This is a genomic window from Thalassotalea ganghwensis, assembly GCF_053485795.1.
Map to the genome: position 1 here is coordinate 389,037 of NZ_JBQRUM010000001.1, position 23,568 is coordinate 412,604.

Consider the following 23,568-nt stretch of genomic DNA (forward strand, 5'->3'; position numbering starts at 1 on the left):
GATTAAAAAATTAATAGGTTCGAATGATAATGGCGAAAGTATACCAGCTTTAACTTGGAATACCATGGTCAAAACACCCAAATTGTTACAGCAGATTATTAAATGTAAAAGCGTTGTTAAATATCAAGTTTAAAAGCCGTTGGATAGCCATTTCTTTGAATACTTTCGAGTAATTTTGTGCGTTGAGTTTCATCCGTTATCGGCCCCAGTTTGACGCGGTAAATACCATTGTTTGCACTGGTAAGCGAGGGTTGTTTGTATAACAGAGATAATGTTGAAGCTTTACGTTCGGCAATATTTTTATCTTTAGTTGCAAATACTTGAATATATAAACCGTTAAGCGGTTCACTTGAGCTGTCTACTTGGGGCTTTGGTTTTATTGTTGAATTTGCTAAACGATGATTTGTTGGAATAATTGCTTCGACTTTAACGTCAGCAGTTCCAGTTTTTAGCATATCTAGCTTATATGCTGCGCTGTATGAAAGGTCGATAACCCGCCCTGCATGAAAGGGGCCTCTATCATTAACTCTTACAATGACTGATTTTTGATTTTCTAAATTGGTCACTTTAACGTAGGTTGGAAGAGGTAAGTGCTTATGTGCGGCACTCATGCCATACATATTGTAGATTTCGCCATTTGAGGTTAAATGACCATGAAACTTTTCCCCATACCACGAAGCTGTGCCATGTTCGACAAAACTTTCTGCACTATCCATAACCTTATAGCGTTGCCCTCTAACGGTATAGTCTCTGTTGCCGCCGGGGCTTTGAGGTTCTAATTTGGGTACGGCATCTCGTAATTCATTTGCGGTTGGTAGACGAGTAGGGTGGCTATCATGTTTCTGTTGGTAACGGCCATATTGTTGACTACAAGATGTCAGCAATAGCGTAAATAGAATAATGAAGATGTAGCTAATAGTTTTGTAATTCACAATAGCTTGGCCTATCGGATAAAATTAAGCGATAAATCGCCGATGTGTGCTAATAGCCATCAAGATACCAAAGCCTGCCATCAGTGTCACCATAGAAGTTCCACCATAACTGACTAGTGGTAAAGGGACCCCAACAACGGGAAGGAGCCCTGAAACCATACCAATATTGACAAAGACATAGACAAAGAAGGTTAACGTTAAGCTGCCCGCCAATAATTTAGTAAATGCTTGTTGAGCATTGACTGCTATCCAAAGACCACGCATCACAACCGCTAAGTAAACGGCAAATAATAAGGTCACCCCAAACAAGCCAAACTCTTCGCTAAAAACCGCGAATATAAAGTCTGTGTGACGTTCGGGTAAAAATTCTAATTGCGATTGGGTGCCTTGTAGCCAGCCTTTGCCGTCAATGCCTCCTGAGCCGATAGCAATTTTAGACTGAATGATGTGATAACCTGCACCCAACGGGTCTTGTTCAGGGTTTAAAAACGTTAATACGCGCTGTTTTTGGTAGGGCTTCATTAAAAACAGCCATAGTATGGGGGTAAATGCTGACGCGAGTACAGTGCAGGTGCCAATGAGTTTCCAGCTAGCACCAGCAAGAAAAATCACAAAGATACCTGAGCTTGCAATAAGCAAAGAGGTGCCTAAATCGGGTTGTCTTGCGATTAATAATGTCGGGATCAGTACCAGTATAAACGCTGCAATAACATTACTGACTTTTACTGGAAGGTCTTGTTGACTAACATACCAAGCAATCATAATTGGAACGATTAACTTCATAACTTCCGAGGGTTGAAACATAAAAACACCAAGATTTAGCCAGCGGCGTGCACCTTTACCAACATGACCAAAAATTAGTACAGATATCAATAAAAGTATTCCAATACAAAAAACGGGTACCGCCCATTTTCGGTAAACTAAAGGAGGAATTTGTGCAACAACAAACATCACTAATAATGCGATCCCCATATTACGTGCTTGTTTTATCGCCATATCGACGCTTTGCCCGCCGGCACTGTAAACGACAAATAACCCAACGAGCATTAGCGTAATGATGCCAGCAAGAAGCGGAGCATCTATATGAAGTCGTTGCCAAAAATTAGGGCGTCGTTGTTGATCTTGTCCGGTTGAGCGCACTAGGGTGTCCTATTTTCAATTAAGTCAGCATTATAGGTATTATCGTGTAACGGATGCTTTTTTTTGCTGACAATAACGCGGTCACCAAAATACTGATCCAACATTTGTCTAGCGACAGGCGCGGCGTTAGTTGCACCGCCGCCCTTAGCAACATTCTCAATGGCGACAGCGACCACGATTTCTGGTGCTTCATAGGGTGCAAAGGCAACAAACATGGCATTATCGCGTTGGTTTTCAGCCAGTGCTTCAGCATCATATTCTTCATCTTGGCCAATACTGGTTACTTGCGCTGAACCGGTTTTACCGGCAACGTCATAGGTAGCCCCTTTAAATGCGTTATATGCGGTAGCGCCTTTTTTTTGGGCGGTATTATGCATCGCATCCATAACCAACTCCCAATGGTAGTCGTTTTTTAAGATAATTGGTTGCTTTTCATCTACGGGGAATGGTGTTGTTAGATTCTTGGTTTCACCGGTTTGAGTATCAACGGTTACTTCGTCAGTAGCCTTTAGTAAATGGGGTACCTTGATAGTCCCTTTGTTGACCAAAATCGACATCGCTTGTGCAAGTTGCAGTGGAGTAACCGTCCAATAACTTTGACCGATACCGACAGAAAGTGTTTCTCCTGTGTACCAAGGTTTATTGTAGCGTGCTCTCTTCCACTCGACACTCGGCATGATGGCGCGGCTTTCTTCGAGTATATCAATGCCGGTATGGTCTCCAAAGCCAAATTTTTCCATCATTCTGGCTATTTTGGTGATGCCGAGTTTATAGGATAAATCGTAGTAATAGATGTTACATGATTGTTCAAGCGACTTAGTTAAATCAACTTTTCCGTGGCCCCACTTTTTCCAATCGCGACGTTTGGTTTCTATGCCAGGTAAGCTATAAGTGCCTCGATCATTGATGGTGGTATGTTGTGTGATAATACCTTCTTCCAAGCCAACAAGTGCCAGCAGTGGTTTGATGGTTGAAGCGGGCGGGTAGCCTTGTACGGTTCTGTTTATCAATGGCAAATCTTTTGAGCTGGTTAGCTTTCGATAATCTTTATAGCTAATACCATGAACAAACAAGTTGCCGTTATAACTTGGATTCGAGTACATCGCTAGTACGCCGCCATCTCGCGGGTCGATGGCGACTACCGCTCCGCGACGGCCAGTGAGCGCTCGTTTAGCGATCATCTGTAGTTCAATATCGAGTGTTAGGGTTAAGTCTTTACCAGGGATCGGCGGCGTAAAATCTAGCGTACGTAATACTCGCCCTTGACTATTGATTTCAACAGCTTGGTTGCCAATGGTGCCATGCAAAATGTCTTGATAATAACGTTCTAAGCCCAATTTGCCGATATTGCGCGTTGCCGCATAGTTTTCGGCTTTTCCTTGCTCTTCAAGTTTAATTTCATCTTGACGATTGATACGCGCAACATAGCCAATAGAATGGGTGGTTAGGTCGCTAAATGGGTAGTAACGTTTTAATCGAGCGTCAATAAAAAAACCAGGAAACTTATGCTGGTGTACTGAAAACAGCGCCACTTGCTGTTCACTCAAACGAGATTTTATTTCAATTGGTTTGAAACGACGTTTACTTTTAAGTGATTTAAATACTTTTTGTTGATGCTCTTCACTAATTTCCAAAAGCTCACTGACTTGCTTTAAACTTTTAGCAAAGCTTTCCGTTTGCTCAGGAATGACCTCTAAACTGTAAACAGGCTTATTTTCAGCAAGTAAAACGCCATTTCGATCGTAAATTAATCCTCTATTAGGAGCGACCGGTAGTAATTTGATGCGATTGGAGTTTGAGCGGGTTTGGTATTTATCATAGGAAGTGACTTGCAGATTATAAACATTACTAAAGAGTAATAAAAGCATGGCGCTAACGACGACAAGTGCAATAAACGTACGACGTGCAAATAGATTTGCTTCAGCGGTATGGTTACGAATAGAGACTCTTTTTGTCGCCATCTCTATTCCCTATGATATGGGTGGTTGTTATTGATACTCCAAGCACGATAAAGGCTTTCTGCGACAACGACTCTTACCATAGGGTGTGGTAAGGTTAAGGGAGATAACGACCATTTTTGCTCTGATGCGGCTATACAAGCAGGGGCTAAACCTTCAGGACCACCAACCAGTAAAGCGACATCGCGTCCATCATGTTGCCACTTTTCAAGTTGTTTCGCTAATTGTGGCGTGGTCCACGGTTTGCCTTCGACTTCGAGGGTTACGATACGATTACCTTTAGGGATGGCAGCTAATGTTAGTTCTCCTTCCTTTTCAAGGATACGCTGAATATCGGCATTTTTGCCACGTTTACCTGGTGGAATTTCAACAAGATCAAAAGACATATCACGAGGAAAGCGACGACAATATTCATTAAATCCGTCAGTGATCCAAGAGGGCATTTTATTGCCAACAGCATATAGGGTTAATCGCATCGTAATATTGTGCTATTCCCAAAGTTGCTCGAGTTGGTAACGATCTCTTAGCTCGTCAGTCATAATATGTACAACCACATCACCTAAATCTACGAGTGACCATTCGCCGACATCGTTGCCTTCAATACCCAAAGGTTCAATGCCTTCTGCGCGGCATTCTGTATTAACGTTTTCCGCAATTGACTTAACGTGACGATTCGAATTACCTGAGGCAACAATCATAAAATCGGCAAAACTAGACTTTTTAGATATGTCGATAGTCGTGATATCACGCCCCTTCATATCATCGATTTTCTCTACTACAAAATCGGCTAATGCTTCAGATTGCAATGTATATTCTCTTTTCAATTAAACTTAATCGACATAATACCACTAACCCTAGTGTAGGTTAATAGAAAATTATGGTCACTTATGTTGATAGAGTTGGTGTTGATCAATATACGCTTTTATATAACTTGGTACGTCATTATCGATTGGTTTGTTTTGATTCAGTTGTTTTCTGATCTGCGTCGATGAGATTGGATAGTCAGGCAACTGATTAATGAGTATCTTTCCAGCTTTTTTATTGGCTAATGAATTAACATCATCGACGATGCGGCTAGTCAATCGTTTATCTATGGCTTTTTGAGGGGCAATAGGCGCTAGCAATGGTCGCGCACTAACGATCAAGTGGCATAGCGTTAAAATCTCTTGCCATTGGTACCATTGAGTAAAGCTTAATAATGAATCCAAACCGACAAATAAAAATAACTGCTTGTTTGGGTAAAGAGCGCTTATTTCATTCAAGGTATCAATGGTATATGAAGGTTTACTTCGCTTTAACTCCCTATCGTCAGCTTGAAAAATAGCATGATGCTGACAAACCAGTTGAACCATGGCTAAGCGATGGTGGCTATTGGCAACCGCTGCGTTTTTATGCACAGGGATATAGGCAGGGATCATCAATACTTGCTCAAGCATGACACGTTGCGCACTGTCGAGAACGGAAGAAATATGGCCGTTATGTATCGGATCAAAAGTGCCGCCAAATATGCCCAGTCTCTCGAAGTTTTCCATCTTAATACCTTAGATGTATTCCAAATCTAACGATAAATTTGATAGTTGTTGCCCCTGTTGAACACAAACAATGACATCTGCTAATAGTTGATAACCATTAAACTCACTTGTTGTCTTGGTTAATATATCCACTTGCGCTAATCGTTGCTGTGCAATCGCTAAGTTTTCAAGTGTTGTTGATTTAAGCGCTTGTTGATAGAGAGGTTTTCGCTTTTCCCAGACCTTATGTTCACTAAATATTTGCACAAGTGCAATTCCTTGCTCAAATTGCTCTTTCATACTCAATAGTTGTGATATTTCTCGATGCAAAGGCCAGACTAATTGAGCAACATGAATTCCTTCATCTTCAAGTTGAGTTAACATTGAAAAACATTGCTTAATGTTACCTGCGAGCATAGCATCGCTTAATTGAAAGGCGGTAAACCTTGCTTGTTTGATAACTAGCTTTTCTATATTTTCGACATCAATTGGCGTTGAACCATAAAGTATTGAAAGCTTAGTAAGTTCTTGATAAAGCGCTAAAAGGTTACCTTCAAATAGGTGACAAAGTAAGTTAACGACATCATTGGATACAGTAAGGGAAAGCTTTTTACATTGGGTAAAAATCCATTGGCTTAAGTGTTTACCTTCGATGTCGTAAAGCGGCATAAAGATACCCGCTTTATCTAGTGCTTTAAACCATTTACGTTTTTGAGATGCGCCATCTATTTTGTCGCCGTAAATAAGGACAACAATGTCTGGAGAGGGATCAGCCGCAATCGCTTCTAAATACTTAGTTGCAGCGTCATTGAGTTTAAAACTAACCAGTTCAATCTCAATAATTTTGCGTTGGGCAAACAAACTCATTGAATGATATTCATGGTCTATTTGCTGCCAATCAAACTTATCGTCAGCATAGAAACGTAAAAGTTCATCAAAACCTTGTTGTTGAGCGGTTGCACGAATTTGTGCGATGGCATCATTTTTTTGCCAAGGCTCATCCCCGAACACTAACCATATTGGCGCTAATCCTTGTCGCAAGGTTGTTGATAGCTGGTTATGGTAGATGCGCATGATTAACTGTCTTCTTATCGTTGAATGCTGGCTAAATCTCTTATGATTTTATTCGCTGCTTCTAAACGCATCTCACTTAGCATCAATGCTAATTCGCGACTTTTAGCTAGCGCCAAATTAGGATCATCTTGATAGTCGCGATATAACTCGATATGAAACGTTTGAAAGGCTTCGTTGGCAAAACGTAGTTGGTAATTAATGGTATAAATTAATTCATATTCGGCTACTTGCCCATTGGTAGATACCGACAAGGTTCGTCTGTCGAGCGTATCTTTTAATATCTTTAGCTCAGGTAAGTTTTTATCATACCTGTCGCTAAGTTTGACCTGATTTAACAATAACTGTTGTTTAACTAATCGAGTTAATTCGCCATATTTGTCTAGTGACGTAACATTGATATGGCGAAGTTCTTGAGCGATGAAATAGTCACCACGCATTTTAAAACCGCAACCCGCAAGCAGCACACTAATCATTATTAGCGTGCTGGCTAGCAGTTTTTTGTTAAGTAATTCGGCCATTAGTTCGCTACGATGTTAAGTAACTTGCCCGGTACGTAAATAACCTTGCGTACGGTTTTGTCAGCGATAAACTTAGCAACGTTTTCTTCGTTTTGGCCAAGCGTTTCTACATCTTCTTTACTCGCATCAGCACTCACAGTGATTTTAGCGCGAACTTTACCGTTAACCTGAACAATGATCAGTTTTTCATCTTCAACTAAGGCTTGTTCATCTACTGCTGGCCATAAGGTATCTTCTACTTGCGAGCCATCGCCGATTTCTTGCCATAATTTATGACACATATGTGGGACAATAGGGGTCAACATCAAGATCACCGCTCTGGCTGCTTCTTGCATTACCGTTCTATCTTCAATCGTTTCAAGTGGTGCCTTAGCTAAATGATTCATGAGTTCCATGATCGCAGCTATTGCCGTATTAAAGGTATTGCGGCGGCCAATATCATCACTGACTTTAGCGATAGTTTTATGCACTTCACGACGCAATGTTTTTTGCGCGCTTGAAAGTGATATATCAGCTAAGCTCGCAAATTCTCCACTCGCTTTAACATCATGAACTAGCTTCCACACACGTTTTAAGAAGCGGTGAGCACCTTCAACACCTGAATCAGACCACTCTAAGGTTTGTTCCGGTGGAGAAGTAAACATGATAAATAAACGAACCGTATCGGCACCATATTGTTCAATAACCTGTTGTGGGTCGATACCATTATTTTTAGATTTAGACATTTTGCTCATGCCCGCAGAAATGACCGGCTGTCCGTCTAACTTGCTAATGGCTGAAGTTACTTGGCCTTTTTCATTGCGCTCTACTTCAACATCTGATGGTGAAATCCATTCTTGTGCACCATTGTCTGCTTCACGGTAATAAGTATCAGCTAACACCATACCTTGACATAATAAGCTCTTGAACGGTTCTTTGCTGTTGACTAAACCAACATCTCTTAACAGTTTATGGAAAAAGCGAGCGTATAATAAATGTAAAATGGCGTGCTCTATACCACCGATATATTGATCGACAGGTAACCAGTAATTTGCTTTTTCTGGATCAAGCATTTGGCTATCATCTGATGGAGAACAATAACGCGCATAATACCAAGAAGACTCCATAAAGGTATCAAAGGTATCGGTTTCTCTAAATGCTTCTTCACCGTTGTATTGCGTCTTCGCCCACTCTGGGTCACTCTTAATTGGCGAGGTAACGCCATCCATAACAACATCTTCAGGTAGTACAACCGGTAATTGATCTTCAGGAACAGGAACTGATTCACCATTCGCTAATTTTATCATTGGGATCGGGGTACCCCAGTAACGCTGGCGTGATACGCCCCAATCTCTTAAACGGTAATTAACGGTAACCTTGCCTTTATTTTCTGCGACTAATTTATCCGAAATCGCTTTAAATGCTTGGTCAAAGTCTAAACCATCAAACTCACCAGAGTTTATTAAGGTGTTTTTCTCGGTAATCGCGGCTTTTGTAATGTCATCACCTTCGCTGGCAGCAATGACTTGTTTGATGTCTAAACCATATTTTTGCGCAAATTCGAAATCACGTTGATCATGACCTGGAACTGACATTACTGCGCCCGAACCGTAATCCATTAAGACAAAATTGGCGGCCCAAACAGGCACTAATTCACCCGTTAGTGGGTGTATTGCTTTTAAGCCAGTATCAACGCCTTTTTTCTCCATTGTTGCCATATCAGCTTCAGTGGCTTTATTGGTCTTACATTCTTGAATAAAAGCGGCAAGTTCTGGGTTATTTTCAGCGGCTGCCAGTGATAATGGGTGTTGAGCCGCTAACGCGACATAAGTGACACCCATTAAGGTATCTGGGCGAGTTGTGTAGATGTCAAATGCGTCATCACTATCGGCAACTTGGAAGGTCATCTCGACCCCTTCAGAGCGACCAATCCAGTTACGTTGCATGGTTTTCACCTGTTCAGGCCAGCCATCTAATTCATCTAAATCATTTAAAAGCTCTTCGGCGTAATCGGTGATCTTAATAAACCATTGCGGGATCTCTTTGCGCTCAACTATTGCACCCGAACGCCATCCTCTGCCATCAATAACCTGTTCATTAGCGAGTACGGTTTGATCGACCGGATCCCAGTTTACTGTCGCATTTTTCTTATAAACCAAACCTTTTTCGAAAAGTTTAGTAAAGAACCATTGTTCCCAACGATAATAATCTTTTTGACATGTTGCCAATTCGCGGTGCCAATCGTAACCAAAACCTAACGATTTTAATTGATTGCGCATATAGTCAATATTTTGGTAAGTCCACTTCGCTGGCGCAGAGTTGTTTTTAATTGCTGCGTTTTCCGCAGGTAAACCAAATGCATCCCAACCCATAGGTTGCATGACATTTTTACCTTGCATGCGTTGATAGCGTGAAATTACATCACCTAAGCTATAGTTTCTGACATGACCCATATGCAGGCGCCCACTCGGATATGGAAACATTGAGAGGCAATAAAACTTTTCTTTACCAGGGATTTCTTTAGCGCGAAATGTTTCGTTTTCTGTCCAATATTGTTGAACATCTGCTTCAATTGATTTGGGATTGTACGTCGATTCCATTTAAGAGTTCTCAAGTCACTAGATAGGGCTTTATGGCTGTATTGCGATGTAAATTAAACGCCAAAAGCGAACAAAAAATTAATCGGCATAGAATACCTTATCCAAGGGGCGATAAACAAGCTTAATCAAGGTTATTGCGAGGATTTTTTATCGAGAAACGTAACTGTGCTTATTTCTTGTCTATACTGACAGAGAGTCTTGGTTTTTGTGCTATCGATAAGGTGATTTTAATGAGGTAGTACAGCTTTCTTTTTCGGGGGCGCTATGGAAAATAAGTCAATGTTAGCTGATGTTCATCATAAACTTTCGGTTTGGCTTAAAGACGTAAAAAAACATGAAATAACGGAAATTATTGAATTAGTAGAACAAGCAAAAGTGATACTTCGCGCCGCGGAGTCGATTCCAGAAGAAAAAATAAACCAATTCATCGAAAATTTTAAGTATGACTTACAAGAGTTTTACCAGCAAAATCGTGAGCAAGCCAAGCATTCAATTTTTTTATCGTTAATGAAGGAGTCCTTTTGGGCGTTGTTGTCAAAAATAACCGATAAATCTCAAGTAGAATGGGCAGAGCTTGTTGAAGATTTTAACCACAGTGGTGATTATCACGTCGGAGACTATATTGGCTTTGGTAAACTCACTTGTCGTCAATGTGAAAAGTCGATCATTATTTCACATCTAAGTGAAGTGATGCCGTGCTTATATTGCGGGCATGAGCACTTTAAGCGCGAGAGCTTAACGCCTTAAGGTTGATATTCTTTCTACAAGGGCTTTGCCAAAGACCTAATCAAGGTAGTAGACTGTCGTATAGTTAATTTGCAAAGTGTTTGTTTTTTAAGCGCTAATACGAGAGTTTAGATGAATAATCCCCATCAAAAGTTGCGCCTTTCACCAGAACGTTTAACCGCCAACTTACCCTTGTCGTTATTTTCTCATTTAGAAAATGCCGAAGACATTGAACAAATCTTTATTGGACATGATCGCGCCAAAGAAGCGTTAGAGTTTGGTTTAGCAATGTCATCACCTGGCTTTAATGTTTATGCCATGGGAGAGCATGGTACGGGACGCCAAACATTGATTAAACAAATGCTTACTGCTGCGGCTCAAGCGCAGGCGACTCCGCCAGAGTGGTGCTACATCAATAATTTTGATGATGTTCATGCTCCTTATAAATTGTATGTTAGTCCCGGCGACGGAAAGCAGCTAGTTGCTCGTATTAATACTTTTATTGATGAATTACTCGATCTGTTTCCAGAGATATTTGACAACCCAGGTTATCAAAGACAAAAAGCAGCAATCGATAGAGAGTTTAATCAACAGTACGATGAAGCGATTGCCATTGTCGAAGAAACGGCATTAAAAAATGACGTGGTTTTATATGAAGAGGCCGGTGAGATTGGCTTTGCGCCCATGGTTGATGGCAAACCACTAAATGATAAAGAGTTTGCAAATTTGGACGAAGCCAAGCGCAATGAGTTTTACCTGCTACTCACTAAGTTAGAAAACTTGCTCTCAGAAAAACTGATCGAGCTCCCTCAATGGAAGCGTATTTCATCGGATAAAAAGCGTAAATTGAAATACGAAACTGCAGAGCAAGCCATTAGGCCTTTTTTGAAAGAATTGGAGCATGAATTTGCCAGTAACTTAGGGGTACTTAAATACCTATCACGTGTTAAAGCTCATGTGGTTGATACCGTGCTGGAAATACTCGTTGAAGAAAATAATGAAAATACCAACGATAAAGATGTTCGCAAACTCATGGTTGAGCAATTTTTACCTAATTTATTGGTTGGACGAGACCCGCAAGAAGGGGCACCAGTGGTTTATGAGCAAAACCCTACCTTTCAAAATTTGTTCGGTCATATTGACTTTGCCACGTTTCAAGGAGCTACCTATACCAGCTATCGCTTGATCAGGCCGGGAGCTTTGCATAAGGCTAATGGTGGCTATTTGTTGCTTGATGCGGATAAATTGTTAAATCAACCACTCGTCTGGTCGCGTCTAAAGCTTGCCCTGAAAACCCAACAAATTACCATTGAAAACCCTTACTCAGAAATGGGGCATTCGGGTGGTTTTAGCTTACAACCAGAAAAAATTCCTTTGTCGGTGAAGGTTGTGCTGTTAGGGGATTCTGATATTTATTACACCCTACAAGATTATGATCAAGAGTTCACTGAACTGTTTCGTGTGTTAGCGGATTTTGATCGTTATATCGAGCGCTCTGATAAAAGTCTAATTGAATATGCACAATTAATTCGCCAACGGGCATTTAAAAAAGAATACCCAAGAGTTGCCGATACAGCGGTTTATGAACTGGTAAAATATGCGTTGAGAAAAGCTGAACATCAGCAAAAAATATCAGCCAACATTGTTCAAATTAATGATTTATTGGATGAAGCTGTTTATCACTATCATCAAGCAAAAGCAGAAGGTGACTTAGATGCAAGCTTTGTATTAAAAGCGTTAGCAGCAAAGCAAAGACGTACCGGTAGGATCAGCGAAGCGTGGCTCAGCGAAATTAAAGAAGAGCAAGTGTTAATTAGCACCCAAGGCGAGCGCATTGGTACCGTCAATGGTTTAACCGTGCTCGAAATTGGCGATAGTGTTTTTGGTACTCCAGCCCGTATCACGGCAACCGTTTATGCCGGAAGTAACGGCATTACTGATATTGAAAGAGAAGTTGACCTTGGCAAGTCGATTCACTCTAAAGGTGTCTTGTTACTCAGTGGTTATATTGGTCATAAATATGGTCAAACAATACCGGTGGCAATATCAGCTAATATCGCTATTGAGCAATCTTATGGGCATATTGATGGTGACAGTGCTTCGATGGCAGAACTGTGTGCATTGATATCGGCGATTGCACAATTGCCGATTGATCAAGGTATCGCGATGACCGGCTCGATAAACCAGCATGGTGGTGTGCAATCCATCGGTGGTGTAAATGAGAAAATCGAAGGTTTTTATCGTTTGTGTAAAGATAAAGGTTTAACGGGTTCACAAGGGGTTATTATTCCTAAAACGAATGTGAATAACCTGATGTTAGATAATGAAGTGGTTGAAGCGGTAAAGCATAAACAGTTTGCTATCTATGCGGTTGATAATATCGATCAGGCACTAGAATTACTTACTGGCGTCCCTGCAGGAGAAATGAGTCGAACAGGACGTTACCCCAGAAAGTCTATTCACGCCATGGTGTTAGATAAATTATCGACCTTTGCTGACTTATTAAATGGTGAAGAATCGTAAACTAAATCGGGTATCAGTTATGTCAGAATGAGAAGTTGTATCGCAACTGGTACAACTTCTTTTAAGAATTCCCTTGAGTATTTATTAAACATCTGTATAATTCGCGCCTCGAATGTTCGGCCCTAATGGAATTGCCGACGAAATGTGTGGGGTTATCCCAATAGACTTGCCCAGCTAGCGTCTGAACTAGCTTATAGAATGTGCCTGAAGTCTTCTTGGTGGTTTCCTCGTTAAATGTACGTAGGTAACGGCGAAGTATTGCCAAACTGCCTGCCTTGAGAAGACAAAATTTATGATAGATATTAACAATGCCATTACTGGCTTTGATACCCTTGGCTTGCCTGAAAACTTGTTATCCGCTCTAAGTAACCTAGGTTTTACCTCTGCAACTCCTATTCAAGCGCAAACGATTCCGCCATTATTGGCTGGTGCTGACGTTTTAGGTGAAGCACAAACGGGTACCGGTAAAACAGCGGCATTTGGTTTACCAGCACTTGCTTCAATTGATGTCAGCATTAAAAAACCTCAGTTGATGGTTTTAGCTCCAACGCGTGAGTTGGCGATTCAAGTGGCTGAAGCATTAGAATCTTTTGCACAAAATATTAAAGGTTTAAAAGTAGCGACTTTGTATGGTGGCCAATCGTATGGTCCTCAATTCCAACAACTCGAGCGCGGAGCTCAAGTTGTGGTTGGAACACCTGGCCGCTTAATGGATCATTTACGTCGTAAGAGCTTAAAGCTTGAGCATTTATCGTTTTGTGTGCTTGATGAAGCCGACGAAATGTTAAACATGGGCTTTTTAGAAGATATTGAATGGATCTTAGAGCACTTACCTGAAGCAACGCAAATGGCGTTATTTTCAGCGACCATGCCGGCTCAAATTCGTAAAGTTGCCAATCGATTCTTGAAAGACCCCGTTCATGTGAAAATTGCTGCGGTCAAAAAAGAAAAAGCGAACATTACCCAGTATGCTTGGAAAGTAAGTGGTATTAATAAAATTACTGCGTTAGAGCGTATTGCTGAAACTGAAGATTACGATGCGATGATCATTTTCGTACGTACTCGTAATGATACTGTTGAAGTTGCTGAAAAATTAGAGCGTGCCGGCTACAGTGCGATTGCATTAAATGGTGATATGAACCAAGCACAGCGCGAGCGTACTGTTGATCAAATTAAATCAGGAAAATCGTCTATTCTTGTCGCAACAGATGTTGTTGCTCGTGGTTTAGATATTCCTCGCATTTCTTTAGTTATCAATTACGATTTACCAGGTGATAACGAAGCTTATGTTCACCGTATCGGTCGAACTGGTCGAGCGGGTAGAGAAGGTATTTCTATTTCGTTTGTTAGACCTCGTGAGATGTATTCGTTACGTCATTATGAGCGATTAACATCTGGGGTGATTAACACGTACGAATTGCCTAGCATTCAAGAAATTGGACAAGCACGTATTAAGCGCACTCGTGAAGAGCTAATGTCACTGGTAAGTGAAAAAGACTTAACCAATATGCGCGAAATTATTGAGCAAATGGCTAATGAAGCAGAATTATCAATGACCGATCTTGCTGCAGCCTTGTTGTACCAAAAACAATTGAAGCAGCCATTGCAACCAAAAGAAGATCCGAAACCGCGTAAAGAAGCGCGAGAACGTGATGATAGAGGACGTCGTGGTGAGCGCTCTGCAAGAGGTGAGCGCGGTGAACGTAACGATCGTGCACCACGCAAAGCAAAACCGGTAAGAACAGATGTTGATTGGCAGACTTATCGTTTAGAAGTCGGTAAAGAGCATGGCGCGAAGCCAGGTGATATTGTAGGCGCGATTGCCAATGAAATATCACTGGATAGTAGCTACATCGGCGCGATCAATTTACATGAACGCCATAGCTTTGTTCAATTACCAAAAGGTATGCCAGATAAATCGTTCAAGCAGTTAAAACGCGTGAAAGTTCGTCGTCAGGCGCTTGAGATATCAGTATCTGATGGCTTTATTCCAACAGAGCGTCGCGCAAAAAAGCGCAGTGATAGACCTCGTAAAGTGAGCTAACTTGAATTAATGTGATGAAAGGCGCCGATGGCGCCTTTTTTTTTGCGCTCAAATCTTACTAATAGATTCTAGCGAGCAATTTATCGACGACTGTTATATTGCCAAAGCGCAGTTTTATAACATTGAATGTATAAAAACAACGTTATCTTCAGCGACAAGGCATTGAACGAAACGTATCGTTCATGTTCAATATTCGGCAATTGATGTAATAAAAACCGATATTGATGCATGAGAAAATTGAGCAAAATGCAACATAAATTCTAAGGGCTAAAATAGGTGTAATTATATTTATACACCTCTAAGCTAGCCCCTGTCTGGGCTAGCTTGATAAAAATCTGTTTATTAAAAAAATCAACGTACAATTATTGTTACGCCACTCAAAAATATTGATCTTGATCAAGCTTTCTCTCTGTCTGCAAGCTGGTAATAATAGCGACATTAAAGCTAGTAGAGAGATAGTTATGACTGAAGTTAACAACCCACTAAAATTACGCGGCATTGAGTTTACTGAATACGCAACACCAGATTCAGATTTCATGGAAAAAGCGTTTTACGGTTTTGGTTTCTCGAAAATCAAAAAGTTCAAAGGACGTGACATTGAGTACTTTAATCAGAACGATATTCACTTTTTATTAAACAATGAGCAAGCTGGTTTTTCTCGCGAATTTGCTAAGAGCCATGGCCCCGCCATTTGTTCAATGGGCTGGCGTGTAGAAGATGCTGAGTTTGCGTATGAGCAAGCAGTGGCCCGTGGTGCTAAATCAGCACAAGATGCAGAAAATAAATTACCTTACCCAGCGATTTACGGTATTGGTGATAGCTTAATTTATTTCATCGACAAGTTTGGTGCTAAAGGTTCTATCTATGAAGATGATTTTGAAGACTTAGCCGATCCAGTTATTGTTGACGATAAAGGTTTTAAAGCGGTTGACCATTTAACCAACAATGTCTATCAAGGCACTATGGAGCATTGGGCTAACTTCTACAAAGACGTATTTGGGTTTACTGAAGTACGTTATTTTGACATCAAAGGTGAAAAATCAGCGTTGATTTCATATGCGTTGCAATCTCCTTGTGGCACCTTCTCAATTCCAATTAACGAAGGTAAAGGCACAAACAACAACCAGATTGATGAGTATCTAGAAGAATACAATGGCCCAGGCGTTCAACATTTAGCGTTTATTACTGACGACTTAGTCGGTTCTTTAGACCAGTTGGATAAAGATATCATTGATACTTTAGACATTGTTCCTGAGTATTATGACGACGTATTTAAGCGTATCCCATGGGTTAAAGAAGATCACAAGCGCATTCAAGAGCACCAAATTTTGGTTGATAGCCAAAAAGAAAACTCTTATTTGCTACAAATCTTCACGAAGAACATCTTTGGCCCAATCTTTATCGAGATGATCCAACGTGTTGACGATAAAGGCTTTGGTGAAGGTAACTTCACTGCATTGTTTAAGTCTATCGAATTGAATCAAATTGAGCGAGGCGTGTTGTAAACTAACACCGCATGACTAAATAATTAAAACCGAAGCTAGATGCTTCGGTTTTTTTTTAATATTAAGCTATGATAGTTGTCCTGAAACGATATAAAGGATCATCGTGTTTGTTTTAATGCTTTTTGGCATAGGTATGGCTTCTTTGGGCTTACTGATGACGATTAGTCCTATTCGTTTTGCTAACCATATTGTCGTGTTTAGTGACAAGCCTTGGTTTCATCGATTTGAGATCAGTTCGCGTCTTTTGGTTGGCGGCTTACTATGGTGGTTTGCCGAGCAAAGTGGCTATCCGTTACTCATGACAGGCTTAGGGTTACTATTGTGCTTTGTTGGTGTATTGCTCATTGTCATCGGCGAACAGCGCCATCGTAAATTTGCACGATTGACCGCCAATATAGGTGAACACTTTCGTTATATCGGCTTGTTGTCGGTATTGCTTGGGGCTGGATTATTTTATTACGCTGTTTTTACGTAGCAATTACTAACATTATTTTCTACGGTTATCGAATTGCGCTAATCCAGAAGACACTTTCATGTCACGTAAAATACCGTCATGCAAGTTATAGACAAAACCATGTACGGTAATATCTTGCCTTGCTTTCCATGCGTTGCTCAAAATAGTGGTTTTACAGACGTTGTGCACTTGTTCGATAACGTTAAGCTCACATAAGGTATTAACACGCTCTTGTGGATCGGTAATTTCAGCAAATCGCTCATGATGAAAGCGGTGAACATCTTCAATATGGCGTAGCCAATTATCAATTAAGCCATAGCTTTTTGTGTCTAACGCTGCTTGCACGCCGCCACAGCCGTAATGTCCACACACGATGACATGTTTTACTTTTAGAATTTCTACTGCGTATTGAAGTACTGATAAGCAATTGAGATCAGTATGTATCACTTGATTGGCGATATTGCGATGTACAAATACTTCGCCGGGTAACATACCAATCAATTCATTTGCCGGGACGCGAGAATCAGAGCAACCAATCCACAAATATTCCGGTGTTTGTTGTCTAGATAAGGCTTCAAAAAAGTTTGGATCTTTTTCGGTGATATTATTGGCCCAAGACAAATTTCGCTGGAATAAATGATCGATAGAAGACATGGCGTACCTATAAGTTTTCACATCGCTGTTGTGAAAGTATATAATTTAACGAGCTATTCTCTATTGTTCTCACTATTAACGCAAACGATTTATAAGGGTTTTCTCATGGCAACAGCATGTGCGCGACATATTTTGGTTAAAACTCAAAAGCAAGCATTACAACTTAAGGAAAAGTTAGCTAATGGTGAAGACTTTGGTCAGCTTGCCAAAAAGTTTTCAACGTGTCCATCGGGTAAAAAAGGTGGTGATTTAGGCGAATTTCGTCGAGGTCAGATGGTTAAAGCCTTTGACGATGTGGTGTTTAAAAAAGAAGTATTAAAAGTACATGGGCCCGTTAAAACGCGCTTTGGCTATCATTTAATTCAAACCATCTATCGCAATTAATTGCGTGTATTAGTTCATTCTTGCTTTACAGTAAATTTAGTTGAACAACTAAAAAATAAAAACAGACGTTACTTGCAAGGGCTAATCTCAAATTCAACTAGCAGCGATAGTTTTTGCATTACTGATTATTTCAGGTTACCTCGCTAAAGCTTTTACTGCTTTTACCTTAATCCTGCTCTTTCGAAATAAAGAAATATTTATAGAGAAATAGGCAAACTACAAAACCAATAACAATATAACAAAAAACGATAATTTGTTAGCTCAGCCCTTGCTTTGATTATCACCTTTACCAAGAATTTTAATCATATCAGCAAGTTCACTATTGTTTTTATCATGTAATAGTTTTGTAATAAATATTTCTCATTTTTAATTTGCACATCTGAAATTACCTTCTATATTTTAATTAGTCGTTTCAAAGCAAAGCGCTACAGCTCAAGGAAATCAGTGCTGTACTCTTGGTTATTAATAGGGATATTACTCATGACATCTGCATGTAAAATTCAGCCTATACCTCAACGAATCCTCTTAACGTTTATTAGCGGGAACTAGCATGAAAAAAATTGAAATACTTATTGTCGTTGACTCGGCAGGAGCGCTTGCATCCAATAATTTAGCGTCAAACGTTTACATGGTTGATAGCAACCAATGGCTCGGTTCATGGCAAGAAGGTACTTGCCAGCTTCACACGGTAACGGAAGATGGGCAATTTATCGCTTGGAGTAGCTGTGCTATTTCCCCCGACGATGAGGTGACAATCACCGGCTTTACTGGCGACATGGTTAATCAGTCTGTTTGCAAACCTCAAAGTGTTGACGAAGATGCATGGGAGGGGCAGATCCAAACTCGCGGCGCTTCTGGTCGATATCCGTACACAATCTCTTTATCCATAAATGGCAAAAACATGAACTTCTCACCTTATATGGAAGTTCAATAAATTAGCAATATACAAGGAGTTACCAATGAAAAAAGTAGAAGTACTAATGGTTGTTGATGCATCAGCCGCACTCGCTAGTAGAGACCTTCAAAGTAATATTTACTTGGTTGATACCAATAAATATATGGGATCTGGGAATGAAGGCCAAGCTGAATTAAAAACTGCTTGTAAAGATGGGCAGCTGATTTGTTGGCGAGTAGTGCCAATCTCACAAGACAACGAAGTCAGTATCGTTGAGTTTAATGGTCAAATGATTAATGACAAGGTATGTGTACCCCAAAGGCAAGGAATGAGTGGGGATTACTACTGGGAAGCGCGAGTTGAAGCTCAAGGGCAAGCAAGCACCCAACAGTACAATGCAACGCTAGCAATCGATGGCGCGCAATTAACCTTTGACCCTTATTTAGTGATTTCGGTTTAAGGATAATTGTTATGCTTAGTCCAAATATAGATACCGCGATAAACATGCTTACTGATGTCTACAGCGATTTCATCAACATTAGTAGTTATGATGCGACATGCAATTCACTCGTTATTGGTCATGTTGCAGAAGACCCTGATTGGCTGACATCTGTGCGCAGCAGAAGTAGTGCTCTGAAGAATGTGATGAATGAATTTGTCGATCAGAAACCTAAAATGTTCGCTGACATTATTACGTCATTTATTAATTATCAGTCGACTCTCGCAGCTGTGGCCAGTAACAGAAAAGCAATTAGTAGTGCTCAACAGTGGTTAGCGTTTTTAACCCCATTAAGAACCACGCTCGCAAGTAATGTTGCAATCGCCACCAACGCTCAACAAACATTTACTCATGCTTATGGCCAAGCGAAAGATGTCGAGTCGTTAATCAATGAGAGCGTGCAGGAAGGGTGGACAGCGCTCTCAGACGAAGAACAAGTAATGGTAAAAATCGCTAATCAAATTGGCTCATTGACAGCAAATATTGAAAGCTTGGGTGCCAATGTTTCATCGGCTCAAATAAGAGCAGGTAAGGCTTACATTCAAAGTACGGTAACAATTGCTTATGGTGTGGTGATGGGAACAGTATCCTCTGTGCCATTTTTATCATTTGCCGGGGCTTTGTTTACCATTGGTTACAGTGCTTACGATACCATTAGCAAAGCACAAGAAATACAGCATGATTTAGACCAATTAACTAAATTACAGAATGAAGCGACCGAAGCCGCACAAGCTGCAGCGATCACTAAAGCGACAATTCAAGTATTAACCAATATGAGTGAACAGTTTCTCAGTATTGACGATAACCTGCCGGCCTTGGCACTGCTATGGCAAGATGAACTTGATAAAGTCACTGAGTTGATCAATGCCTTAGAAAGTGGCTCAGATCCTGCGCTTCTTTATGACTTACAGACCATTGAAGTTGCTGCGGCCTCATGGCAAACGATTGCTGATTTTGCCAAGCAAATTAGCCTACCGCCTGAATATGGAACGCCAGTTCTGATTAACACTCTTGATAACACAATCAAACAACAGTAAAGGAAATACATTATGTCAAACGATACAACGCAATTAAATCCAACCCAACAATCTACCCAGTCAGCATTTTTGGCAACCACGGTTATCACAGCGCAATGTCATGCAATACTAAATACACAGTTTGTTCCGCCAACGAATAAGCCAGATTGGTTTGATGATTTAAATACAAAATTAGATGCCGCAAAACTCGTTGCAAAAGAGTGGGTAGATACACTCGGGCCAAAAGTTTCTGCCTCAATCCCGTCAAGTGTGATTAACTTTGACTCTACTTTTCAAGCGTCAATTGATGCTGTCCATCAACTTTACCAACAAGACCCAACCGCTAGCGGTAAAGACAATGCGACGGTTAAAGAAGCGGCGCAAATATTAACGGCGTTAAGCTCGCAGGTAAAAGGCATTGAAAGTACGATCAAGTCAATGGGCGCAGAGCTATCGGCTTGGGGGGCAAAAATGCAAAAGGCGCATGATGACTTAGAGCAAGGAGCCGCTAACATTCAAAAAACCATCATTGATTTACAAACCGATATCGAGAACATGAATAATGCCATTAAAAATAATCGAGATGCCATTAAAGAGTTAAACAAAAACCTTGTTTATGCACAAGTGGCTGTTGGCGTTGGTATCTTTATGTTGGTTGCAGGGGTGGCGTTAACGGTAGCTACCGCGGGTACTGCTGCAGTAGTCGCTGGTGGTGTTGCTGTGGTGGGTGCCGCTGCGATTATTGGCGGTGCTGTCACTTGGGGCGTCATTCAACATCAAATTAATGATGACTACGATAAAATCGCCGAAGAGCAGAAAGAAAAATCTGAAGATGAACAGCAAATTGTCGCGCTACAAGGCTTGTCGACAGCCAGTAATGCTGTGGTATCAGCGATTGAAACTTCTACTTCGGTGCTTTCAGATTTTGAAACCACATGGACGGTTTTTGGTAATGAATTAGATGACGTTGTCAATAAGTTAAATGATGGCGCTTCTATGGAAAGCATTATTATGGAAAAAGTAATGTCTGATGCGGCTAAAAATGAGTGGGATGATGCAGTGGAACTAGCTAAGCAACTATCCAGTGCTACGGTTACCATTGAAACTAAATCGGTTGCGCCAGAGCAACCTGTAGCGGCTTAACACTACACTTAACTGGGAGCGTAATGCTCCCTTTTTTATCCGTATTCGTAATTGGAATATTCCTATGACAACGTCAGCCAGTGAACAATTAACAACCGAGATCCCTCAGTCAATTGGCGCAATGGTATTACTTAACTCGTCTTGCCAAGGTGTTGTAGAAACCTACATTGACAAGGGAAGTGCCGGCCAATGGTACGAGCAGATAGAGCAAAATCTTGATGCCGTGCAAAAGCTTGTCCGCCAATGGCGCTTAAGTGGAAACTTATATTTTTCAACAGACATCGTTTCAGCAATCGTTAATATAGCGACATCGTTTAAGACAACGCAATCGCAAGTTAACACATTATTTAGTGAGCTCGAGGCAGCGTTTAGCCAAGACAAACTTAACCAGCTTATTCAGCTACTCCAAACTATTCAAGTGCCGATTCAAGGGCTAAGCACCAGTATTAGTCGTTATGATGATAACCTGAATACTTGGGCGGTAAAAATTGAAGATGCTCATGAAGACCTGCAAAACACGATTGCCAAAATTCAGCAACAAGAAACGCAAATTGAAGCAGAAATATCGGCGACCAACCAACAAATAGCGCTTATTAAGCAACAGATAGCCGAATTCAAAAAAGCAATTGCCAAAGCAAAATCTAAACGCAAGCGTGGTATTTTTGAAACCATATTTGGTGTCGCTTTGGCGCCGTTTACCTTAGGTGGGTCATTAATATTAGCAGGTTTTGGTGTCAGCTCTATTGTCGAGGCTGAAAGTGAAGTATCGGCGTTGCAAGGCGATATACAAACTGCTGTTGATAAAATTCATCAAGATCAAAAACTACTGAGTCAAGATCAACAACAAATAGCATCACTAAATGCGCTTCTGCTCAGTGTTGGCTTGGTGAATGAAAATTGCAGTGATATTTCGCGTTCGCTAGAGGCTCTTCAAACAACTGTGGGCAGTTTATACAATGAAACCGCCAATGTTGTTGATAGTTTGCAAAAAGCGACCACGTCAGAGCAAGTGATTATTCAAAAAGTCTGGTATATGTCGGCGTGTAACGAGTGGCAAGATATTGAAGAAGTAGCCTCTTCATTAACTAATGCTCAGCCGTCAATTACGCGTAAGCAAATTCAATAGGGCAGGCTGATTAGCATGCTTGAATAGATAAGAAATATCGCCTCGTTGTGGTGTTTCTTGTCTTTAAAGCTGAGAATACTTAAAACTCCCATAATCCCGTCAGCCCTAGCTTATAATAATTGTAGCAACCGTGATGTAGGGTAACAGTTTTTGTCTAGTAATTAACCAACGGTAGTTAATTAAATATCTCGCTCCATGTAGTAAAACTTTTCATCTTCGTCGGTGATAGCGAAATGGTTTCGTTGATAAAGGTGGATGGCAGGACTTATTTTGAAAACGCGCAATGTTAGCTTGCTCTTTTTATGTGCTTTCGCTTGAGTTATCACATAATCTAGCGCTTGCTTACCAAAGCCTTGATTTTGACAATCAGCAACAACTTGCAAATCTCTTAAGTAACAGTGATTATCTTCAAACGCTAAGCGAATCGCCCCGATGACGTTCCCATCTAGTAAGATATCCCAATTATTTAAGGTACTGATTTGCTCTGTAACTTTCTCTACCTGCCAATCAACCCGATATTGTTGATAATACTCTTGCATGTTTTCTAAGGTTAATTTAGCCGATTGCGTTAAATCTTTAGTGGTTTCAAAAGTCAGTATGGTCATTTTTCGGGTGATTCTTTTTTACTTTGTTTATCGTCTTTTAAGTCGTCATTTAAATCTTCTTTTGTTTCTTCTCGCTCAAGCTCGAGATTGCGCTGCTTTATTCTTTTGAGTTGTTCATCATCGAGTTTAAATTTCTTGGCAGATTGCTTTAACAATAAAACAGCGCCAGCGATAAGCCCAATGGCTAACAATATTATGACAACTTTAATGATCAACATATCAATAAACTCTTTAAGCTAAGTGATTGTCATTATTCAGTATCTTTTAGATAAAAACTATAGC

The 23,568-nt window shown here is 40.6% G+C and carries 23 protein-coding genes; 11 read left to right on the forward strand and 12 right to left on the reverse strand.

The genetic code is table 11. The features are described from left to right. Window positions 1-116 precede the first annotated feature (116 nt). The 9 genes from ACSLUH_RS01715 to leuS all read right to left on the reverse strand — a co-directional run bounded on the left by ACSLUH_RS01715 (window position 117) and on the right by leuS (window position 9,712). Window positions 117-932, reverse strand: a complete 816-nt coding sequence (locus ACSLUH_RS01715; protein ID WP_448563938.1) for a septal ring lytic transglycosylase RlpA family protein — start codon at window positions 930-932, stop codon at window positions 117-119. 24 nt (window positions 933-956) lie between these two features. Next, complete coding sequence (gene rodA / locus ACSLUH_RS01720; protein ID WP_448563940.1) at window positions 957-2,072, reverse strand: rod shape-determining protein RodA; 1,116 nt, start codon at window positions 2,070-2,072, stop codon at window positions 957-959. Continuing rightward, the gene (gene mrdA, locus ACSLUH_RS01725; protein ID WP_448563942.1) at window positions 2,072-4,033 is read right to left on the reverse strand and encodes a penicillin-binding protein 2; all 1,962 of its coding nucleotides are present in this window, start codon (window positions 4,031-4,033) and stop codon (window positions 2,072-2,074) included. Before mrdA ends, rodA begins: the two co-directional genes overlap by 1 nt. 2 nt (window positions 4,034-4,035) lie before the next feature. Next, complete coding sequence (gene rlmH / locus ACSLUH_RS01730; protein ID WP_448563944.1) at window positions 4,036-4,506, reverse strand: 23S rRNA (pseudouridine(1915)-N(3))-methyltransferase RlmH; 471 nt, start codon at window positions 4,504-4,506, stop codon at window positions 4,036-4,038. Between the two features lie 12 nt (window positions 4,507-4,518). Then, complete coding sequence (gene rsfS, locus ACSLUH_RS01735; RefSeq protein ID WP_448563946.1) at window positions 4,519-4,836, reverse strand: ribosome silencing factor; 318 nt, start codon at window positions 4,834-4,836, stop codon at window positions 4,519-4,521. Between the two features lie 75 nt (window positions 4,837-4,911). After that, entirely contained in the window at window positions 4,912-5,562 is a 651-nt protein-coding gene (gene nadD, locus ACSLUH_RS01740; protein ID WP_448563948.1) for a nicotinate-nucleotide adenylyltransferase, read from the reverse strand. A 9-nt stretch (window positions 5,563-5,571) separates the two neighbouring features. Next, window positions 5,572-6,615: a DNA polymerase III subunit delta gene (gene holA / locus ACSLUH_RS01745; RefSeq protein WP_448563950.1), complete on the reverse strand. Its 1,044-nt coding sequence runs from the start codon at window positions 6,613-6,615 to the stop codon at window positions 5,572-5,574. A 14-nt stretch (window positions 6,616-6,629) separates the two neighbouring features. Then, window positions 6,630-7,133 (reverse strand): LPS-assembly lipoprotein LptE, encoded by a 504-nt coding sequence (locus ACSLUH_RS01750; protein WP_448563952.1) that lies wholly within the window; start codon window positions 7,131-7,133, stop codon window positions 6,630-6,632. Then, window positions 7,133-9,712: a leucine--tRNA ligase gene (gene leuS, locus ACSLUH_RS01755; protein ID WP_448563954.1), complete on the reverse strand. Its 2,580-nt coding sequence runs from the start codon at window positions 9,710-9,712 to the stop codon at window positions 7,133-7,135. Before leuS ends, ACSLUH_RS01750 begins: the two co-directional genes overlap by 1 nt. Before the next feature lie 264 nt (window positions 9,713-9,976). On the opposite strand from leuS, the gene ACSLUH_RS01760 reads away from it, so the two are divergent. The 5 genes from ACSLUH_RS01760 (at window position 9,977) to ACSLUH_RS01780 (ending at window position 16,985) form a co-directional block, all read left to right on the forward strand. Further along, a complete protein-coding gene (locus ACSLUH_RS01760; RefSeq protein WP_448563956.1) occupies window positions 9,977-10,459 on the forward strand; it encodes a zinc ribbon-containing protein in 483 nt (160 codons plus the stop codon). Window positions 10,460-10,570: 111 nt separating this feature from the next. Then, window positions 10,571-12,961: an AAA family ATPase gene (locus ACSLUH_RS01765; RefSeq protein WP_448563958.1), complete on the forward strand. Its 2,391-nt coding sequence runs from the start codon at window positions 10,571-10,573 to the stop codon at window positions 12,959-12,961. A gap of 292 nt (window positions 12,962-13,253) precedes the next feature. Continuing rightward, window positions 13,254-15,005 (forward strand): DEAD/DEAH box helicase, encoded by a 1,752-nt coding sequence (locus tag ACSLUH_RS01770; protein WP_448563960.1) that lies wholly within the window; start codon window positions 13,254-13,256, stop codon window positions 15,003-15,005. A 461-nt stretch (window positions 15,006-15,466) separates the two neighbouring features. After that, window positions 15,467-16,510 carry a 4-hydroxyphenylpyruvate dioxygenase gene (gene hppD / locus ACSLUH_RS01775; RefSeq protein WP_448563962.1) on the forward strand — a complete coding sequence of 348 codons (1,044 nt, stop codon included), beginning with the start codon at window positions 15,467-15,469 and terminating at the stop codon, window positions 16,508-16,510. 103 nt (window positions 16,511-16,613) lie between these two features. Further along, the gene (locus ACSLUH_RS01780; RefSeq protein WP_448563964.1) at window positions 16,614-16,985 is read left to right on the forward strand and encodes a hypothetical protein; all 372 of its coding nucleotides are present in this window, start codon (window positions 16,614-16,616) and stop codon (window positions 16,983-16,985) included. Between the two features lie 12 nt (window positions 16,986-16,997). Here the strand turns inward: ACSLUH_RS01780 and can are convergent, their stop codons facing one another. After that, window positions 16,998-17,618 (reverse strand): carbonate dehydratase, encoded by a 621-nt coding sequence (gene can / locus ACSLUH_RS01785; protein WP_448563966.1) that lies wholly within the window; start codon window positions 17,616-17,618, stop codon window positions 16,998-17,000. A 105-nt stretch (window positions 17,619-17,723) separates the two neighbouring features. On the opposite strand from can, the gene ppiC reads away from it, so the two are divergent. The 6 genes from ppiC to makE all read left to right on the forward strand — a co-directional run bounded on the left by ppiC (window position 17,724) and on the right by makE (window position 22,681). Next, window positions 17,724-18,002: a peptidylprolyl isomerase PpiC gene (gene ppiC, locus ACSLUH_RS01790; RefSeq protein ID WP_448563968.1), complete on the forward strand. Its 279-nt coding sequence runs from the start codon at window positions 17,724-17,726 to the stop codon at window positions 18,000-18,002. 550 nt (window positions 18,003-18,552) lie between these two features. Next, window positions 18,553-18,936, forward strand: coding sequence for an alpha-pore-forming tripartite toxin MakABE regulator (makC, locus tag ACSLUH_RS01795; protein WP_448563970.1), 384 nt, complete (start codon window positions 18,553-18,555; stop codon window positions 18,934-18,936). Between the two features lie 25 nt (window positions 18,937-18,961). Beyond that, window positions 18,962-19,357 carry an alpha-pore-forming tripartite toxin MakABE regulator gene (gene makC, locus ACSLUH_RS01800; protein ID WP_448563972.1) on the forward strand — a complete coding sequence of 132 codons (396 nt, stop codon included), beginning with the start codon at window positions 18,962-18,964 and terminating at the stop codon, window positions 19,355-19,357. An 11-nt stretch (window positions 19,358-19,368) separates the two neighbouring features. Then, window positions 19,369-20,433 carry an alpha-pore-forming cytotoxin subunit MakB gene (makB, locus tag ACSLUH_RS01805; RefSeq protein ID WP_448563974.1) on the forward strand — a complete coding sequence of 355 codons (1,065 nt, stop codon included), beginning with the start codon at window positions 19,369-19,371 and terminating at the stop codon, window positions 20,431-20,433. A 12-nt stretch (window positions 20,434-20,445) separates the two neighbouring features. Further along, a complete protein-coding gene (makA, locus tag ACSLUH_RS01810; RefSeq protein ID WP_448563976.1) occupies window positions 20,446-21,555 on the forward strand; it encodes an alpha-pore-forming cytotoxin MakA in 1,110 nt (369 codons plus the stop codon). A 64-nt stretch (window positions 21,556-21,619) separates the two neighbouring features. Beyond that, on the forward strand, window positions 21,620-22,681 hold the full coding sequence (gene makE, locus ACSLUH_RS01815) for an alpha-pore-forming cytotoxin subunit MakE (protein WP_448563978.1): 1,062 nt from the start codon (window positions 21,620-21,622) through the stop codon (window positions 22,679-22,681). 179 nt (window positions 22,682-22,860) lie between these two features. Here the strand turns inward: makE and ACSLUH_RS01820 are convergent, their stop codons facing one another. Both ACSLUH_RS01820 and ACSLUH_RS01825 read right to left on the reverse strand, forming a co-directional pair. Continuing rightward, on the reverse strand, window positions 22,861-23,286 hold the full coding sequence (locus ACSLUH_RS01820; RefSeq protein WP_448563980.1) for a GNAT family N-acetyltransferase: 426 nt from the start codon (window positions 23,284-23,286) through the stop codon (window positions 22,861-22,863). Continuing rightward, a complete protein-coding gene (locus ACSLUH_RS01825; protein ID WP_448563982.1) occupies window positions 23,283-23,504 on the reverse strand; it encodes a DUF2897 family protein in 222 nt (73 codons plus the stop codon). The genes ACSLUH_RS01820 and ACSLUH_RS01825 overlap by 4 nt, the downstream gene beginning before the upstream one ends. Window positions 23,505-23,568: the final 64 nt, after the last annotated feature.

What these genes read in the sequence shown, in the direction of transcription:
- hppD (WP_448563962.1), top strand. Translation starts at nt 15,467, where the DNA reads ATGACTGAAGTTAACAACCCACTAAAATTACGCGGCATTGAGTTTACT.
- ACSLUH_RS01750 (WP_448563952.1), bottom strand. Translation starts at nt 7,133, where the DNA reads ATGGCCGAATTACTTAACAAAAAACTGCTAGCCAGCACGCTAATAATG.
- rlmH (WP_448563944.1), bottom strand. Translation starts at nt 4,506, where the DNA reads ATGCGATTAACCCTATATGCTGTTGGCAATAAAATGCCCTCTTGGATC.
- leuS (WP_448563954.1), bottom strand. Translation starts at nt 9,712, where the DNA reads ATGGAATCGACGTACAATCCCAAATCAATTGAAGCAGATGTTCAACAA.
- ACSLUH_RS01825 (WP_448563982.1), bottom strand. Translation starts at nt 23,504, where the DNA reads ATGTTGATCATTAAAGTTGTCATAATATTGTTAGCCATTGGGCTTATC.
- ACSLUH_RS01760 (WP_448563956.1), top strand. Translation starts at nt 9,977, where the DNA reads ATGGAAAATAAGTCAATGTTAGCTGATGTTCATCATAAACTTTCGGTT.
- nadD (WP_448563948.1), bottom strand. Translation starts at nt 5,562, where the DNA reads ATGGAAAACTTCGAGAGACTGGGCATATTTGGCGGCACTTTTGATCCG.
- mrdA (WP_448563942.1), bottom strand. Translation starts at nt 4,033, where the DNA reads ATGGCGACAAAAAGAGTCTCTATTCGTAACCATACCGCTGAAGCAAAT.
- makA (WP_448563976.1), top strand. Translation starts at nt 20,446, where the DNA reads ATGTCAAACGATACAACGCAATTAAATCCAACCCAACAATCTACCCAG.
- makC (WP_448563970.1), top strand. Translation starts at nt 18,553, where the DNA reads ATGAAAAAAATTGAAATACTTATTGTCGTTGACTCGGCAGGAGCGCTT.
- ACSLUH_RS01820 (WP_448563980.1), bottom strand. Translation starts at nt 23,286, where the DNA reads ATGACCATACTGACTTTTGAAACCACTAAAGATTTAACGCAATCGGCT.
- makC (WP_448563972.1), top strand. Translation starts at nt 18,962, where the DNA reads ATGAAAAAAGTAGAAGTACTAATGGTTGTTGATGCATCAGCCGCACTC.
- ACSLUH_RS01770 (WP_448563960.1), top strand. Translation starts at nt 13,254, where the DNA reads ATGATAGATATTAACAATGCCATTACTGGCTTTGATACCCTTGGCTTG.
- can (WP_448563966.1), bottom strand. Translation starts at nt 17,618, where the DNA reads ATGTCTTCTATCGATCATTTATTCCAGCGAAATTTGTCTTGGGCCAAT.
- makE (WP_448563978.1), top strand. Translation starts at nt 21,620, where the DNA reads ATGACAACGTCAGCCAGTGAACAATTAACAACCGAGATCCCTCAGTCA.
- ACSLUH_RS01765 (WP_448563958.1), top strand. Translation starts at nt 10,571, where the DNA reads ATGAATAATCCCCATCAAAAGTTGCGCCTTTCACCAGAACGTTTAACC.
- makB (WP_448563974.1), top strand. Translation starts at nt 19,369, where the DNA reads ATGCTTAGTCCAAATATAGATACCGCGATAAACATGCTTACTGATGTC.
- holA (WP_448563950.1), bottom strand. Translation starts at nt 6,615, where the DNA reads ATGCGCATCTACCATAACCAGCTATCAACAACCTTGCGACAAGGATTA.
- ppiC (WP_448563968.1), top strand. Translation starts at nt 17,724, where the DNA reads ATGGCAACAGCATGTGCGCGACATATTTTGGTTAAAACTCAAAAGCAA.